At 62.1% G+C, this 17,888-nt stretch carries 8 protein-coding genes; 3 read left to right on the top strand and 5 right to left on the bottom strand.

Annotated features, from left to right (window positions below; all coding sequences use genetic code 11):
- Window positions 1–281: 281 nt before the first annotated feature.
- Complete coding sequence (locus CAF73_RS21535) at window positions 282–1,175, top strand: LysR family transcriptional regulator (RefSeq protein WP_007956593.1); 894 nt, start codon at window positions 282–284, stop codon at window positions 1,173–1,175.
- Between the two features lie 4 nt (window positions 1,176–1,179).
- A complete protein-coding gene (locus tag CAF73_RS21530) occupies window positions 1,180–1,773 on the top strand; it encodes a tRNA-uridine aminocarboxypropyltransferase (RefSeq protein WP_085703784.1) in 594 nt (197 codons plus the stop codon).
- A 141-nt stretch (window positions 1,774–1,914) separates the two neighbouring features.
- Here CAF73_RS21530 and CAF73_RS21525 read toward each other — a convergent pair whose 3' ends face one another.
- The 3 genes from CAF73_RS21525 to CAF73_RS21515 all read right to left on the bottom strand — a co-directional run bounded on the left by CAF73_RS21525 (window position 1,915) and on the right by CAF73_RS21515 (window position 7,029).
- Window positions 1,915–3,276, bottom strand: a complete 1,362-nt coding sequence (locus tag CAF73_RS21525) for an HlyD family type I secretion periplasmic adaptor subunit (RefSeq protein WP_085703783.1) — start codon at window positions 3,274–3,276, stop codon at window positions 1,915–1,917.
- Window positions 3,277–3,286: 10 nt separating this feature from the next.
- Window positions 3,287–5,446: a type I secretion system permease/ATPase gene (locus CAF73_RS21520; RefSeq protein WP_085703782.1), complete on the bottom strand. Its 2,160-nt coding sequence runs from the start codon at window positions 5,444–5,446 to the stop codon at window positions 3,287–3,289.
- 224 nt (window positions 5,447–5,670) lie between these two features.
- Complete coding sequence (locus CAF73_RS21515; RefSeq protein WP_085700673.1) at window positions 5,671–7,029, bottom strand: TolC family outer membrane protein; 1,359 nt, start codon at window positions 7,027–7,029, stop codon at window positions 5,671–5,673.
- A 531-nt stretch (window positions 7,030–7,560) separates the two neighbouring features.
- On the opposite strand from CAF73_RS21515, the gene CAF73_RS21510 reads away from it, so the two are divergent.
- Window positions 7,561–15,468 carry a retention module-containing protein gene (locus CAF73_RS21510; RefSeq protein WP_085703781.1) on the top strand — a complete coding sequence of 2,636 codons (7,908 nt, stop codon included), beginning with the start codon at window positions 7,561–7,563 and terminating at the stop codon, window positions 15,466–15,468.
- 67 nt (window positions 15,469–15,535) lie between these two features.
- Here the strand turns inward: CAF73_RS21510 and CAF73_RS21505 are convergent, their stop codons facing one another.
- Together CAF73_RS21505 and CAF73_RS21500 are read right to left on the bottom strand one after the other, a co-directional pair.
- Window positions 15,536–15,907, bottom strand: a complete 372-nt coding sequence (locus CAF73_RS21505; RefSeq protein ID WP_085703780.1) for a DUF6124 family protein — start codon at window positions 15,905–15,907, stop codon at window positions 15,536–15,538.
- A 465-nt stretch (window positions 15,908–16,372) separates the two neighbouring features.
- Window positions 16,373–17,888 (bottom strand): Ig-like domain-containing protein (locus tag CAF73_RS21500; RefSeq protein ID WP_085703779.1); only part of this gene is annotated, 1,516 nt, incomplete at its 5' end.

The following is a 17,888-nucleotide window of genomic DNA, read 5'->3' as shown; positions in this document are numbered from 1 at the left end:
TGTCGGCGCGCCGCATTCGCAAGGTCACGGGCACCGCTGTGGGCCGATTCTGCGAAATGTAGTGCGGCGGAAGAATCGCTACGGGCAAATACTTAGTTCAGAATTTTCTAAACTAATGCCAGGGAGGTGGATAGACTTCTCGCTGATCGTTCCCACGCTCTCGTGGGAATGCATCCGGTGACGCTCCGCGTCACAGCCGTGAAGCGGACGCAGAGCGTCCAAGGCGGCATTCCCACGCGCAGCACGGGAACGATCTACGCAGAACGATCCTTGGAGTAAACATGGCCAACGCTTTACCCGACCTGAAACTTTTGCGCATCTTCGTCAGCGTCGTGCGTCATCAGGGGTTTGCCAACGCGCAGCAGGAACTCAACCTGTCGACGTCGGCGATCAGCACCTACATGAGCCAGCTCGAAGCCGCGCTGGGTCTGGTGCTGTGCCACCGCGGGCGTGGCGGTTTCAGCCTGACCAGCAAGGGCGAACTGTTCCATCAGGAAACCCTGCGCCTGCTGGCCGAACTCGAAGGTTTCGAGCAATACGCCGCCGCGCTCAAGGGCGAATTGCGCGGCACGCTCAACCTCGGGGTGATCGATTCCACGGTCAGCGACAAAGCCCTGCCGTTTGCCGAAGCCATCGGCGCCTACAGCCAGGAACACCCGGCGGTGCATTTGCATCTGTCGGTGATGAGTCCCTACGAACTGCAACTTGGCGTGCAGGACAACCGCCTCGATCTGGCCATTGGTGCATTCTCCACACGCATGAGCGGTCTGGTGTACATGCCGCTGTACCGTGAACAGCACTGGCTGTATTGCAGCAGCCGTCACCCGTTGTTCAACGAGCGGCGGATTCCCGAGCAGGTCATCACTCAGCAACGCATGGTCGGTCGGGGCTACTGGAGCCAGGCCGAACTGGCGCGCCACGGTTTCAAACACAGTGCTGCGACGGTAGAAAGTATGGAAGCGCAGCTGATTCTGGTGCTGTCCGGCGCCTACATCGGCTACCTGCCGGAGCACTACGCCCAGGCCTGGGCCGACAAGGGCGACCTGCGGGTGCTGCTGCCGGCGACCTTCGGTTATCAGGCGCCGTTTTCCATGATCATGCGCCGTGGCCGCAGCCGCGAGCCGCTGATCCAGACTTTCCGCGATCTGCTCAAAGCGCAGCTCAATCAGGCATAAGCACATGTCCAGACCCCAATGCCCGCGCTGCCTGCGCCCACAAACCCATTGCCTGTGCCCGCTGATCCCCAGCCTCGACAGCCGCACCCGGGTGTTGCTGTTGCAGCACCCGAGCGAGGTCAGCCACGCGCTCAACACAGCACGGCTGGCGGCGCTCGGTTTGAACAATGCCGAACTGATTGTCGGCGAGGTGTTCAAGGATCTGCCCGCGCTGCTGAACCGGCCGGGCTATCAGGCGCGGTTGCTGTTCCCGGCGGATGATGCGCAGCCGATGCAGGCGTACACCGCGTCCGATGAACCGCTTCTGCTGGTGGTGCCGGACGGCACGTGGCGCAAGGCGCGCAAGATGTTGCACCTCAATCCGCTGCTGGCGGCGTTGCCACGGGTGACGCTGGCCGAGGGCGGGGTTTCCCGGTATCGGCTGCGCAAGGCACCGGGGCCGGGGGCGTTGTCGACGATTGAGGCGATTGTGCAGACGTTGCAGACGCTGGAAGCACCAGCCTCTTTCGAGCCGTTGCTCAAGCCGTTCGAGGCGTTGATCGAGGGGCAGATTGCGGCGATGGGGGAGGAGACTTTCCAAAAGAATCACGGAGGCTGATCGCACTCGCCCTGATCGTTCCCACGCTCCGCGTGGGAATGCCGCCCGGGACGCTCCGCGTCCCTTCGCGACGGTGACGCAGAGCGTCACTGGATGCATTCCCACGCAGAGCGTGGGAACGATCAAAAATCCGGTTAATTATCAGCGCTCGCGCATCGCTTCGGTCCGGGCCTTGAGCACCGGTTTGAGCAGGTAATCCAGCACGCTTTTCTCCCCGGTAATGATGTCCACCGTCGCCACCATCCCCGGAATGATCAGCAGCGGTTTCACATCCCCGCCCAAATGGTTTTTGTCGGTGCGCACCTGGATCAGGTAGAAGCTGTTGCCCTTGTCGTCGGTGATGGTGTCGGCACCGATCAGCTCCAGCCTGGCGCTGAGCCCGCCGTAGATCGTGTAGTCATAGGCACTGAACTTGACCATGGCTTTCTGGCCCGGATGCAGGAACGCCACGTCCTGCGGCCGGACCTTGGCTTCGATCAGCAGGTTGTCTTCCAGCGGCACGATTTCCACCATGTCGCTGCCCGGCTGCACCACGCCGCCGATGGTGTTGACCTTCATCTGCTTGATCACCCCACGCACCGGCGAGGTCACGGTGGTGCGGCTGACGCGGTCGTCGATGGCGATGCTCGACGCAGTGATTTTCGACAGGTCGGTGCGTTTCTCGTTGAGCTCCTTGGCCGCTTCGGAACGGAAGGTCTGTTCCGATTCGTCGATCTTGCTGCGGATCTCGGCGATGGCCGATTCGGCGCGGGGAATCGCCAGGGTCGTGGCATTCAACGAACCGCGAATTTCCACGGCGCTGCGCTTGAGCCGCAGAATCTCCACCGGCGACACGGCACCGGTCTTGACCAGCGGTTCGGACATGTTCATTTCCTGATTGACCAGCGCCAGGCTCGAACTGTACTGGCTGGCTTTCGAGCGAAACTCCGCCAGTTCCTGGGTTTTTTGCCTCAGTTGTTCCGACAGTGTCCGCTGCTCGCTGGCCAGCCGCCGTTGCCGTTGTTCATACAGCGCGCGCTCGTCCTCGGCCACTTGCGGAGCCTTGGCGATCACCTCGTCCGAAAGCTTGAACGGGCGGCCTTCGGCTTCGGCAGACAAGCGTTCGACCTGCGCGGTCAGGGCATAACGATCGGCCTCGCTCTCACCCTTGTTCGACAGAAACCGCGTGTCATCCAGACGCAGCAAGGTGTCGCCCTTGCTGACCATTTGCCCTTCACGCACGAAGATCTCGGTGACGATCCCGCCTTCGAGGTTCTGGATCACCTGGACCTTGCTCGACGGAATCGCCTTGCCTTCGCCCATCGTTACTTCCTGGAGCACCGCGAACTTGGCCCAGACCAGCGCACTGATCAACAGCGCTGCCGCCAGCCACACGGTGATGCGCGACCAGCGCGGTGCGTCCTGCAACGAGGCGCCGGCGGTTTCCGGCATGAATTCGGCTTCGGCGCTTTTGCCGAAACTGTCGAAGTAACCGCGCGGTTTTGAAGAAGACGAAGCAGACATGGGGCAACTCCTAGACCGCTGCCGAGCCGACCCGGCCCTTGCGCAGTGCATCGATGACCGCTTCTTTCGGACCGTCGGCGACGATCCGGCCGTTGTCCAGTACCAGCAACCGGTCCACCAGACTCAGCATCGAGGTGCGGTGGGTGACCAGCAGCAAGGTTTTGCCCTGCACCCAGCCGTGCAGCTTCTGGCGCAGGACGTCTTCACTGCTGTTGTCCATGGCGCTGGTGGGTTCGTCGAGCAGCATGATCGGCGGGTCGAGCAACAGCGCCCGGGCCAGCAGCACCGCTTGGCGCTGGCCACCGGACAGCAGTTGACCGCGCTCACCCACCGGCCGATCGAAGCCTTGCGGATGCTGGCGGGCCAGTTCGGTGACGCCGGTCAGTTCGGCGACTTCGAGCATCCGCGAATCGCTGATGTAGCGAGCGCCGAGGGTCAGGTTGTCACGCAGGCTGCCGGCCAGCAGCGGCAGGTCGTGGGCGACATAACCGATTTGCTGGCGCAGGTCGGCGACGTCCAGTTGCCGCAGGTCGAGGTTGTCGAGCAGCAATTGGCCTTCTTCCGGTTCGTAGAACCCCATCACCAGCCGCGCCAGGGTGCTTTTGCCCGAGCCGCTGCGACCGATGATGCCGATCCGTTCGCCGGGTTTGACGCTGAAGCTGACGTTGCTCAGGGCCGGGGCGTTCTGGCCGTTGTAGTGGAAGGTCACTGCGTTGGCGTCCAGCGCGCCTTGCAGTTGCGTGCGCTCCAGCGGCCGCTGTTTGCCGTCGCGCTCCTGGGGCAGGGACATCAGCGCGTCGGTGCTTTTCATGGTCAGTTGCGCTTGCTGATAGCGGGTAATCAGCCCGGCGATCTGGCCCAACGGGGCGAGCACGCGGCTGCCGAGCATGTAACTGGCCACCAGCGCACCGACGCTGAGGTTACCGGCGATGATGCTGTAGACACCGGCCACAATCGTCGCCATTCCCGAAAATTGCTGGATGAACAGCGTGCCGTTGGTGGCCAGCGCCGAGAGATTGCGCGCATGGCTGTCGAGGCGGGTGAGGGCGCCGTGGGTGCTTTCCCATCTGTGCTGGCGCTCGCTTTCGGCGCTGCACGCCTTGAGGGTTTCCAGGCCGCCGAGGGTTTCGATCAGCAATGCCTGACGCTCCGCGCCGAGGCTCAGGCTTTTCTGCACGGTATCGCGCAGACGGGCCTGAATGATCATCGCGAACACGATCGTGATCGGAAACGCCAGCAGCGGAATCACCACCAGCCAGCCACCGAGCAGGCCGATCACCACCAGCATCAACACCACGAAGGGCAGGTCGATCAGGCTGGTCAGGGTCACGGCGGTGAGAAATTCCCGCAGGCCCTGAAAGTCGTGAATGCTCTGGGCGAATCCGCCGATGGTCGCCGGCCGGGCCTTCATCGCCATGCCGGTGATGCGCTCGAATAAAGTCGCGGAAAGGATCACGTCGGTCTTCTTGCCGGCGGTGTCCAGCAGGTGCGCGCGCACCACCCGCAGCACCAGTTCGAAACCGGTGCCGATCAACAACCCGATCGCCAGCACCCACAGGGTCGATGTGGCCTGATTCGGCACCACGCGGTCGTAGGTCTGCATGACGAACAGCGGCACCATCAGGCCCAGCAGGTTGATCAGGAAACTGGCGAGGATCGCGTCGCTGTACAGCCATTTCGACAGCTTCAGGGTGTCGCGAAACCACGCCTGCACTCGTGGCACCAAAGGCGAGCGCAGGTCTTCCAGTTCATGCCGGGGACGGGCGAACAGGGCCTGGCCGCTGTAGTGTTCGGTGAGTTCTTCACGACTGACCCATTGCTCGCCGCCGTCGGCTTCACTCGGCAGAATCAGCGCCTTGCCGTCTTCGGCAAACCGCCGCAGCACTGCCGTACGCCCATTGCCCAGCAGCAACAGCACCGGCAGGTTGAGCGTTGAAATGTCGTTGAGTTCCCGGCGCAGCAAGCGCGCCTGCAACCCGGCCCGGGCTGCGGCGCGGGGCAGCAGGTCCAGGCTCAGGCGTTGTTTGTCCAGGGGCAGGCCGGCGCTCAGGCTGGCGCGACTGACCGTCGCGCCATGGAGTTTGCAGAGGATCAACAGACCGTCGAGCAACGGGTCATCGAAGCTCAGCCGCGGATCGATCCCGGTGTTACCGGGTTGCATGCTGGTCATATTGATCGCTCCCGTTGAACTGGCTCGGCTATCCACATCAACCCTGTGTTACTGCGAGGCGTTCAACCGTACTGATCGTTCCCACGCTCTGCGTGGGAATGCAGCCCGTGACGCTCCGCGTCACTGGACGCGGAGCGTCCCCAGAGGCATTCCCACGCGGACGGTTCGACGCCTCGACGTGGGAACGATCAGGTTGCGGCCTTCGGCAGCGCCCGCACGCGGAACTACTTCAGTTCAGGCAAGCGCGCTTCGTTCTTCACCTCGGTCGCGGCTATCGCATCGGCCGGCAGCACGATCCGCTGCTTGTTCAGCAACTGGCCCATGTTCGCCAGCACGCGGTACATCGAATATTCCTCGGTGTAGCGGATTTCGGTGTAGCGACGGTTGGCGTTGTACAGCTCGTTTTCACTGTCGAGCACGTCCAGCAGGGTGCGCTGGCCGAGGCCGAACTGATCCTGATACGCGGCGCGCACGCGCTTGGTGGTCTCGGCGTATTCGCGGGCGGTCGGGGTCTGTTTCTTGGCGTTGACCATGGCGTTCCAGGCCAGGTGAATGTTCTCGTTGAGCTGACGCAGGGCGTTGTTGCGGATGTCCATCGCCTGGTTGATCTGATGCGCATCGGAGGCCAGCCGCGCCTTGTCGCTGCCGCCACGGAACAGGTTGTAGTTCATCACCACACCGACCCGCCATTCGTTGTCATGGCCCTCGTCGCCCTGCACGTTGTTGTTGGCGCCAACCGCGGCTTCGGCATCGAAGCGTGGATAGAACGGCGACTTGGCGACTTCGTACTGGCTCTCGGCCGATTGCACGTCGGCCTGGGCGGATTTCAGATACGGGTTGTTCTCGACCATGCTCTGCTGGGCTTCAGGCAGGGTGGCGGGCAACTCGCCACGGGTCGAGGCGGGCGTTTCCAGCTCATCGGGCATGCGCCCGACCACGCTGTAGAAGTTCGATTCGGCGTCCGCCAGGTCGACTTCGGCGGTGTCGAGGTTGTTCTGCGCCAGCGCCTTACGGGCAACCGATTGATCGGAGTCGGCGGTGCTGCCCACGCCGCGCTCGGTACGCAGGCCGATCTGGTCGTTGACGCGCAAGTGCGCCTGCAGGTTGTTCTTGGCCAGGGTCACCAGTTCACGGCGCTTGAGCACTTCGAGGTAGACCTCGATGGTGCGCAGGGCCAGGTCCTGAGCGGTGCCTTGCGCGTAATACGCGCGCGAGTTGGAAACGCCCTTGGTGCGTTCGACTTCGTTGGCAGTGTTGAAACCGTCGAACAGCATCTGCCGCAGACGCAGCTCGGACTGGGTGTAATTGAGGATTTCGGTGTGGTGGTTACCGAAGGCCCGGGTGTTGGTGTTGTCGCTGTAGCCACGCCCGTAAGCAGCGTTCAGATCCACCGACGGATAGAAGCCGCCCTTGGCGACCTTCACTTGTTCATCAGCCGACAGACGCGCATCCACGCGTGAGGCAAGTTCCGGGTGGGTGGCGAGAGTGCTCTGGATCGCTTCGGTGAGGTTCATGGCCTGTGCCTGGGAAGTGCAAGCCATGGCCAGCAAAACCGCGCTGCAGAGGGGGGTTAGTACGCGCATGGGTGCATCTCCCTGAGTCCTGATGGTGTTTCGCTGTCGCCAATTTATTGACGATATTTTTAGTAAAAAGCGTTTCATGCCTGTAACAACAGAGCTAAGAACATCCTGAAGCGTAGCTAAGAAAAAATTTTCATATGGGTTATGCCAAAAAAAACTTATGCGGTTCGCCAAATCCAGCACATTGTTCCACTCGAAAGCCTTTGTTTTATGCGCGTTAGGGAGCACAGAAAGGCTTGAGGAAAGTTCCACTCACTTTGCGACATACGGCGAAGTACTGCTAAAGGGGAGGGACGCGTAGCGGCTGATGAGCGACAGTTTTTTGTCACTCGGGTGATTCACCACCGTTACGTAGCGCTAGTGGGAATGCAGCATTGAACAGAGACTCCAACTGCTTGATGGCATTGGCGTTTCTGGATTTGTGCAACCTGCGAAACGAACTGTCGAGGTGCGAGCGTCGCCCCGACAACCCGCTTGAGCCATGGGCTGCTTCGCGAACCAGCGCCGACGGTGGTCGGCAGCGGAGGAATGCACATGGCAACGCTCATCGGGATCGTCACTAAAGTCATTGGTCAGGTTTTCGCTCAATCGGCAGACGGCAGTCGGCGCCCATTGGTCGAAGGTGATCGTCTGTTTGCAGGCGATCAATTGATCACCGGAGCAGAAGGGGCGGTTGCCGTCCATCTGCAAAATGGCCAGGAACTGACCCTCGGTCGCGACAGCAGCCTGACCATGAGCGGCCAGTTGCTGGCCGATCAGGCCGCCCACGTCAATGCCCCGGAAGCGGTGACCCCGAGCGAGTCGCAACTGACCGACGTCGAACAGATTCAGAAAGCCATTGCCGCCGGCGATGACCCGACTCAAACCGCCGAAGCGACGGCGGCCGGCCCCGGAGCCACCGGTGGCGTGCCGGGCGCGCTGGGCGGCGGCCACAGTTTTGTGTTGCTGACCGAAGTGGCGGGCCGGGTCGATCCGGTCATCGGTTTCCCGACGGCCGGGTTCAACGGCATTCCGGAGTTTCCCGAAGAGCGGCATAACGCCGTGATCGACAATGGTGACGGCCAGGCCGCCCCGATTGTTCCGCCACCACCGCCGGTCAACAACCCGGTGACCCTCGGCGGCCTGTCCGTACCCGGCGGCGAATTGACCCTCAACGAAGCCAATCTGCCCGACGGTTCCGCTGCCAACCCTGGCGCGCTGACCCAGACCGGCAGCTTCACGGTGTCGGCGCCGGATGGCCTGAGCAGCCTGAGCATCGGTGGCATCAACGTGATTGTCGGTGGCGTGCCGATCGGTTTCCCGCAATCGATCACCACGCAACTGGGCAACACCCTGACCATCACCGGCTACAATCCGGCCACCGGCACGGTCAGCTACAGCTACACCCTCAACGGCAACGAAACCCACGCGGCGGGCGACGGTGCCAATAACCTCAGCGAACAATTCACCGTGATCGCCGGCGACAGCAATGGCGACACCGCGACCGGCACGCTGGACGTCAACATCACCGATGACGTGCCGAAAGCGTTCGATGACCAAAATGGCACGGCAACAGAGACTCAACTGACGCTGACCGGCAATGTGCTGACCAACGACGTGCAAGGCGCCGACCGCGTACCAGTCGGCGAGAACGCCGGTCCGATCACGGCGGGTACATTCACCGGGACTTACGGCACGCTGGTGCTGAATGCCAACGGCACCTACACCTACACCCTCAACACCAACGATGCGGACTTCAAAAACCTGCACGGCGGCGGCAATGGCACCGAGACCTTCACCTACACCATCACCGACGCCGACGGCGATACCAGCACCGCGAACCTCGTCTTGCAGGTCCACAACAACGACGATCCGGTGATCATCAATGGCCTCGACGTCAACGGTGGCGAACTCACCGTCTACGAAAAAAACCTCGGCGACGGCAGTGCGCCGGATTCGGCGGCCCTGACCCAGAGCGGCTCCTTCACCATCACCGCGCTGGACGGCGTCACCACGCTGACCATCGGCGGCATCGCCGTGGTCACCAATGGCGTAGCCGCAGGTTTTCCGCAATCCATCGTCACGCCGTTGGGCAGCACGCTGACCATCACCGGTTTCAACGCGGCCACCGGCGTCGTCAGCTACAGCTACACCCTGGTCGACAACGAAGCGCATCCAAACGCCAACGGTGCCAACGTGCTGAACGAGCAGTTCGCTGTGACCGTGGTCGATGACAACGGCACCACCGCCAACGCCACGCTGGACGTGAACATCGTCGACGACCTGCCAAAAGGCGTGGACGACAGCAACGCCGGGACTGCCTCGGAAACCAACCTCACATTGACTGGCAACGTGCTGACCAACGACGTGCAAGGCGCCGACCGCGTGCCGACCGGCCCCAATGCCGGCCCGATCACGGCGGGCACTTTCACCGGGACTTACGGCACGCTGGTGCTGAATGCCAACGGCACCTACACCTACACCCTCAACACCAACGATGCGGACTTCAAAAACCTGCATGGCGGCGGCAATGGCACCGAGACCTTCACCTACACCATTACCGACGCCGACGGCGATACCAGCACCGCGAACCTCGTCCTGCAGATCCACAACAACGACGATCCGGTGATCATCAATGGCCTCGACGTGAATGGTGGCGAACTCACCGTCTACGAAAAAAACCTCGGCGACGGCAGTGCGCCGGATTCGGCGGCCCTGACCCAGAGCGGCTCCTTCACCATCACCGCGCTGGACGGCGTCACCACGCTGACCATCGGCGGCATCGCCGTGGTCACCAATGGCGTAGCCGCAGGTTTTCCGCAATCCATCGTCACGCCGTTGGGCAGCACGCTGACTATCACCGGTTTCAACGCGGCCACCGGCGTCGTCAGCTACAGCTACACCCTGGTCGACAACGAAGCGCATCCAAACGCCAACGGCGCCAACGTGCTGAACGAGCAGTTCGCCGTGACCGTGGTCGATGACAACGGCACCACTGCCAACGCCACGCTGGACGTGAACATCGTCGACGACCTGCCAAAAGGCGTGGACGACAGCAACGCCGGGACTGCCTCGGAAACCAACCTCACATTGACTGGCAACGTGCTGACCAACGACGTGCAAGGCGCCGACCGCGTGCCGACCGGCCCCAATGCCGGCCCGATCACGGCGGGTACATTCACCGGGACTTACGGCACATTGGTGCTGAACGCCAACGGGACCTACACCTACACCCTCGACACCAACGATGCGGACTTCAAAAACCTGCACGGCGGTGGCAACGGCACCGAGACCTTCACCTACACCCTGACCGATGCCGACGGCGACACCAGCACCGCCAACCTGGTGCTGAACATCCACAACAACGACGATCCGGTGGTCCTCAACGGCCTCGACGTGAATGGCGGCGAACTCACCGTCTACGAGAAAAACCTTAGCGACGGCACCAGCCCCAACATTCCGGCCCTGACCCAGAGCGGCACCTTCACCGTCACCGCGCTCGACGGTCTGCAGACCCTGACCGTGGGCGGCATTGCCGTGATCACCAACGGCGTCGCGGCCGGGTTCCCGCAATCGGCGGTCACGCCGCTGGGCAGCACGCTGACCATCACCGGATACGACCCGGCCACCGGCGTTGTCAGCTACAGCTACACCCTGGTCGATAACGAAACCCACCCGAACGCCAACGGCGCCAACAGCCTCACCGAGAACTTCAACGTGGTGGCGACCGACACCGATGGCAGCACCGCCACCGGGCAGATCAACGTCAACATCATCGACGACCTGCCGACCGCCAAGCCTGACGCAACGTCAGTGCAGGAGGGCGGCACCGTCAGCGGCAACGTGCTGGACAACGACATCGGCGGCGCCGACGGCCCGGCTGTCAGCGGTGCCGTGGTCGGCGTGCGCGCCGGATCCGACACCTCGACCTCAGCCATCGGCGGCCTCAACAGCAACATCAACGGCACCTACGGCTACCTGACCCTCGACGCCAACGGCAACGCGGTCTATCACAGCAACCCGAATGCCGTGAGCGGCCCGGGTGCGGTGGATGTATTCGTGTACACCGTGCGCGATTCCGATGGCGATGAAAGCACCACCACTATCACCATCGACGTCTACAACAGCTGCCTCAAAGCGGTCAGCGACAACGACGTCACCGTGTACGAAAAAGCCCTCGACCTGACCAAGGACGGCCAGGATCTGGCCGCCGGCACGGTCACCGGCAGCGATCCGGCCAGCACCGGGGAAACAGCGTCCGGCACGCTGGTCGGCTCGGTCACCGGCGCTGTAGGTGCGATCAGCTATGCGCTGGTCGGCAGCGCCACCGGCAACTACGGGCAGATCGTGCTCAACCCCGACGGCACGTACACCTACACCCTGACCTCACCGGCCAGCACCACCCCGCACGCCGATGACGGCGCCAACACCCTGACCGAAACCTTCACCTACCAGGCCACCGATTCGCTGGGCAACGTCGTCACCAGCACCATCGTGGTCAACATCGTCGATGACGTACCGAAGGCGATCAACGACAGCAACGCCAGCACCGCGTCGGAAACCCTGTTGACCCTCAACGGCAACGTGCTGACCAACGACGTGCAAGGCGCCGACGTGGTGGCGACCGGTCCGAATGCCGGCCCGATCACTCCCGGCACCTTCACCGGCACTTACGGCACTCTGGTGCTGAACGCCAACGGCACGTACACCTACACCCTCGACACCAACGACGCAGACTTCAAAAACCTGCACGGCGGCGGCAACGGCACCGAGACCTTCACCTACACCCTGACCGATGCCGACGGCGACACCAGCACCGCCAACCTGGTGCTGAACATCCACAACAACGACGATCCGGTGGTCCTCAACGGCCTCGACGTGAATGGCGGCGAACTCACCGTCTACGAGAAAAACCTCAGCGACGGCACCAGCCCCGACATCCCGGCGCTGACCCAGAGCGGCACCTTCACTGTGACGGCCCTCGACGGTCTGCAAACCCTGACCGTGGGCGGCATTGCCGTGATGACCAACGGCGTCGCCGCAGGCTTCCCGCAATCGATCGTCACTCCGCTGGGCAGCACGCTGACCATCACCGGTTACAACCCGGCTACCGGCGTGGTGAGTTACAGCTACACCCTGGTCGATAACGAAACCCACCCGAACGCCAACGGCGCCAACAGCCTCACCGAGAACTTCAACGTGGTGGCGACGGACACCGATGGCAGCACTGCGACCGGGCAAATCAACGTCAACATCATCGATGACTTGCCGACCGCCAAGGCCGACACCGGCTCGGTGGCGGAGGGCGGCACGGTCAACATCAGCGTGTTGGGCAATGATGTCAGCGGTGCCGATGGTGCGGCCGTCGTGGTCGGCGTGCGTGCCGGCAGTGACACTGCGACCTCGGCCATCGGCGGGCTCAACAGCAACATCAACGGCAGCTACGGTTACCTGACCCTCGATGCGGCCGGCAACGCGGTCTATCACAGCAACCCGAACTCGGTGAGCCCGCCGGGCGCCACCGACACGTTCACCTACACCATCCGCGACAGTGACGGCGACGAAAGCACCACCACCATCACCGTCAACGTCGCCGACAGCAAACTCGTGGCCTCGACCGATCAGGACGTGACCGTCTACGAAAAAGCCCTCGATCTGACCAAGGACGGCCAGGATCTGGCCCCCGGCACGGTCACCGGCAGCGATCCTTCCAATACCGGCGAAACTGCCAGCGGCACATTGGTCGGTTCGGTCAGCGGCGGCAGCGGGGCGATCACCTACACCCTGGTCGGCAGCGCCACCGGCACTTACGGGCAGATCCAGCTCAACGCCGACGGCACCTACACCTACACCCTGACCTCGGCGCCGAAAACCACGCCGAACGCCAACGACGGGCCGAACACCCTGAGCGAAAGCTTCACCTACAAAGCCACCGATGCGCTGGGCAACAGCACCACCAGCACCCTCGTGGTCAACATCGTCGACGACGTGCCCAAAGCGGTAGCGTCGGATCGTTCGGTGGCGGCGGTGGAGATCGACTCCAACATCCTCATCGTCCTCGACATCTCCGGCAGCATGGCCGACGCCTCCGGCGTACCGGGCCTGTCGCGGCTGGACCTGGCCAAGCAGGCGATCAGTGCCTTGCTCGACAAGTACGACGATCTGGGTGATGTGAAAGTGCAGCTCGTCACCTTCAGCAGCAACGCCACCGACCGCACTTCGGTGTGGGTCGATGTCGCCACGGCCAAGACCCTTCTGGCCGGCCTGAGTGCGGGCGGCGGCACCAACTACGATGCGGCCGTGGCGACCATGTACAACGCGTTCAACACCTCCGGCAAACTCACCGGGGCGCAGAACGTCGGCTATTTCTTCTCCGACGGCAAACCCAACGAGGGTGACATCGGCACCGCCGACGAGGCGACGCTCAAGGCGTTCCTCGATGCCAACAACATCAAGAACTACGCGATCGGCCTGGGCAGCGGCGTGAGTAACGCCAACCTCGATCCGCTGGCCTACGACGGCATCACGCACACCAACACCAATGCGGTGGTGGTCACCGATCTCAACCAGCTCAACTCGGTGCTCTCCGGCACTGTCGAGGGTGCGCCGGTCACCGGTTCGCTGCTGGGCGAGGGCGGCACGTTCGGCGCGGATGGCGGGTTCATCAAGTCCATCGTGGTCGACGGCACCACCTACACCTATGACCCGAAAGCCAACGGCGGCCAGGGTTCACTGGTCGCCAGCGGCGGCGCCAACCACGGCACCTTCAACACGGTAAACAACACCCTGAGCATCGCCACCAACAACAGCGGCACCCTGGTGGTCAACCTCGACACCGGCGACTACAGCTACACCTCGCAGAAAACCACCAGCGTGGTGATCACCGAGAACATCGGCTTCACCCTCAGCGACAACGACGGCGACCTCGCCAGCTCGACCCTGACCGTGAAAGTGATCCCCAACGCGCCTCCGGTGGCGGTGGACGACCACATCATCACCAACGTGCTGTCGGGCAATATCGTGGTGCCGGGCGAACTGCTGCTGGCCAACGACACCGATCCGAACGGCGACACCCTCAACGCCACGCCAACCTCGTTCAACACCGGCTGGATCTCCAAATCGGCAGACTTCACCGGCACTGGCGCGATCAGCTTCACCGGCACCAATGCCAACACCGCCGCCAACCAGAACCTGGCCAACGTGCGCAATGCGTTCAGCGCCAACGCCGCGACCATGACCGCCGTGCTGGTGGTCAGCGGTTACCTCGGTGCGGTGACCAACACCAACGCCAACGATGAAGACCGCATCACCGTCAACCTGCGCCAGGGCGAAACCCTCAACCTGGACCACAACCTGGCGGCCGGTCACATCACCATGGAGTACTCGATCAACGGCGGCGCGTACATCGCCCTCGCGGACGGCCAGACCCTGACCGCGACGTCCGACGGCGTCTATCAGATCCACATCACCAACATCACCAACACCACGGGCAGCAACGCCAATGCGGCGGAGAACTACCAGCTGACCATGACCCTCAACTACGCCGGGGCCCAAGACATCACCCCGGACTACCACGGCACCTACACCGCCAACGACAACCATGGCGGCAGCGATACGGCGAACGTGACCATCAGCTACCAGGACGGCCACACCCTCACCGGCACTTCGGGCGATGACGTGCTGGTGGCCGGCACCGGTGACAACATTATCAATGCCGGAGACGGCAACGATGTGCTGACCGCAGGCTCCGGCAATAACGAACTGCACGGCGGCGCCGGCAACGACTTGCTCTACAGCGGCCCGGGCAACGACCTGCTCGACGGTGGCAGCGGCATCGACACCGCCAGCTACGCCCATGCGACCGCCGGGGTGACGGTCAACCTCGGCCTGCTCGGTGCGCAAAACACCATTGGCGCCGGGACAGACACCCTGACCGGCATCGAAAATCTGGTCGGCTCGAACTTCAACGACACCCTGACCGGCGACAACAATAACAACGTCATCAACGGTGGCCTGGGCAACGACATCCTCAACGGCGGCGGGGGCGATGACCTGCTGATCGGCGGGATGGGCAACAACACCCTGACCGGCGGGCCGGGCGCCGACACCTTCCAGTGGCTCAAGGGCAACAGCGGCCATGACCTCGTCACCGACTTCACCCCCGGCACAGACAAGCTCGACCTGTCGCAACTGCTGCAAGGTGAAAACGGCACGGCGGCGTCACTGGATGACTACCTGCACTTCACCGTCACTGGCAGCGGCGCTTCGGTGGTCACCACCATTGACGTCAGCGCCATGGCCGGTGCTACGCCGACTCAGACCATTGACCTGGCGGGCGTCAACCTGGCCAGCCATTACGGCGTGACACCGGGGGCGGGCGGAGTGATTGCCGGCGGGCATGACACGGCGACCATCATCAACGGGATGTTGAATGATCATTCGTTGAAGGTGGACACGGTGTGAGCCGGGGCTGAGATGACAAAACCCGCCGCCCCGAGTGATCGGGGCAGCGGGTTTTTCTTTGCTCAGGTTATAGCGGCGCTTCTGCTTTCAACTCCACATCATCCAGCACCCGATTTACCGCCAGTTCCGCCAGCATGATCAGCTGCCCGATGCCCAGCAGCACGTGCCGTTGCGGCGCATCGATCATCCCGGCGAAATCGCTGGCCATGGTTTTGGCCGAGGTCAGAGTTTCGCAGGCGTCTGCCAGCAGCTCTTCGCTCGGGATGCCGGGGGCGATGAGGTAGCGGGTATTGGGTTTGAGCAGCGGTTTTCGGGGGAGCAGCGGATTGAGGTAATGATCGAGGGCGCGTTCGGCGGCTTCGTGGAATTTCTTGGAATCGAGGGTTTCGTAGGGGGAAGTCGAATCGACTTCCGGCGGGTTTGGCGTGGGTTTGACCATGGATAAAGCCTCTAGAGTAGTGGAGGCGCCACGCTTCGCTGCTAAACGAAAGAGGTGGCGGCCGTACGCGGGTTAGCAGACCAGGACTCTAGAACCCGGCGCACCGAAGTGCCCCACGCAAAGCCGCCATAACGTGAACTGACAGGCGTGAGCCTGATCACGAACGAACGGCATTGTGCGTCTAGAGTAGATCCGGGCTGCTAAACCCGATCGCTGTTTTTCAGCGACCGCCAAACAATAGAGCCCGCCCTCAAGGCGCACAAGCCGGCGGATTCTGGCGGATGCGTAGGCAAAGGCGCAAGGTTATGTAGCTTTGCGGACATAAGTTTCAACACTCTTCAACGAGGGTTTCCGAAGGCTCGGAAACGACAAAACCCGCACTCCCCCTTGAAAGGAAGTGCGGGTTTTCATAGTGGGGACTGGTAAATAAATGCGTCCCCTTTTATTCCGAGGTTTTTGCAGCTCTCAGAATGGGATCAAGCACCATGCGCCAATTAAGATATCATCATATCGACTACCGTAAGTAAAACCAGTTTGCTGCATGACATAGTTGAGATACGGGGCATCGGGGGGTCGAGCACACGCCCAATATTCGGATGCCCTTGGCACTGGGGCAAAATAAACACGGGAGAGATCACGACTTACCTGTGTTCCGTGCGTTGAAATGCCTCCAAGAGACTGCATCCATGCAATCGCTGTTGCGCTGGAAGTTCGCTGCTCATTTATAACAAGACGGAAGATATTGCTCACAACAACTCGGTATTGAACACTGTTTTGCAGGGCGTCAGTGACCGTAATCGTTGTTGTGCCACGGCGGTTGCCTACAACTTTTCCGCTTTGATCCACAGAAGCGACCAAGGGAGCAAGCGACGAGTAAGTGTAGGGTTTTTTTCCTCCCTGAGCTTGCCGAACTTCTGTGTTTCCAACAGAGTCTTGTCCAGTTTTTGGCCAACCATCGTACTTCACAGAAAAACCGTCCAAATTCATGTCGCTGGTTTTAATCGAAAGAGGGGCCACTACGGTGAAGTCCCACGCTGCCGAAGTCGCCCCATCTCCATACAACGCCTTGGCGGTGAAGCTGTGAGGCGCTACGGTCAGGTCGGTCACTGTCAGCCTCCAGATCCCGGTCGTCGGATCGGCGGGAGGCTGCCCTTTGGACGTCGTGCCATCGAATACCTCGACCTTCTGGTTCTCGGCGGCCGTGCCGATGAGCGTCACGCTGGTTTTGACGGTGACGCCGCCGTCGGGGATTTCGACGCCTTCGGAATCCTCCGCTCGGGTGATGACCGGTTTTACATCCGGGATAGCCTTGACCGTATAGGTTCGCAGCGGGAAGGACACCGCTTCGGCTTCGGTCAGACTCCCCCCCAACCCGGCCTTGAGTTCGAGGGTGAACGGCGTGTCATGCTTGAGCCCCTGAAGTTCGTTCAAGATCGCTGCGGGAGTGTTGTAATCGTAGTGACTCGTGATCCAGTCTGGATTGGTTTTAGATCCTGGCGGTGTCCAGAGCAATTTTTCGTACGTGTCGCCATTGGCCAATGTGCCTTTGATCCACAGCCACACATATTGATTCAGGGCAATCAGTGGCCAGTTGGGGGCGCGAAAAGTGGCGGCAGTTTTGATCACACTCAGATCCAGCTCTGGTCCGTCGCCGCCGTTGGCCGCCTGAAGGATCTTCGGCACGTTCGACTGATTCAACTCCAGTGCCTTTACCGCCAAGGGGAGGACATCCGACGGTAACGGCTCACCGCTGCCGCGTTTCACCGTGTATCTGACCGTCACCGCTTTGTTCAGGTTGAAAGCCACCACGCTCTTGGCCAGCGGTATCTCCTGCGCCCCGAGCACGGTGACGGTTTTTTCCGGCGCCGTGTGTGAGCCTCCTGCTGGTGTGCCCGCCGCACCGGTCCAGGTGGCAATGATTTTGTCACCGAGCTGCATGCCGGCGTAATCCACAATGGCGGTCAGGGCATCCTTGGCGTCA

Origin of the sequence: Pseudomonas sp. B15(2017) (assembly GCF_002113215.1) — a bacterium.
In the GTDB taxonomy this organism is placed as follows: Bacteria; Pseudomonadota; Gammaproteobacteria; order Pseudomonadales; family Pseudomonadaceae; genus Aquipseudomonas.
The sequence above is the reverse complement of the archived record's forward strand: the minus strand, read 5'-3'. Positions and strand labels throughout refer to the sequence as shown.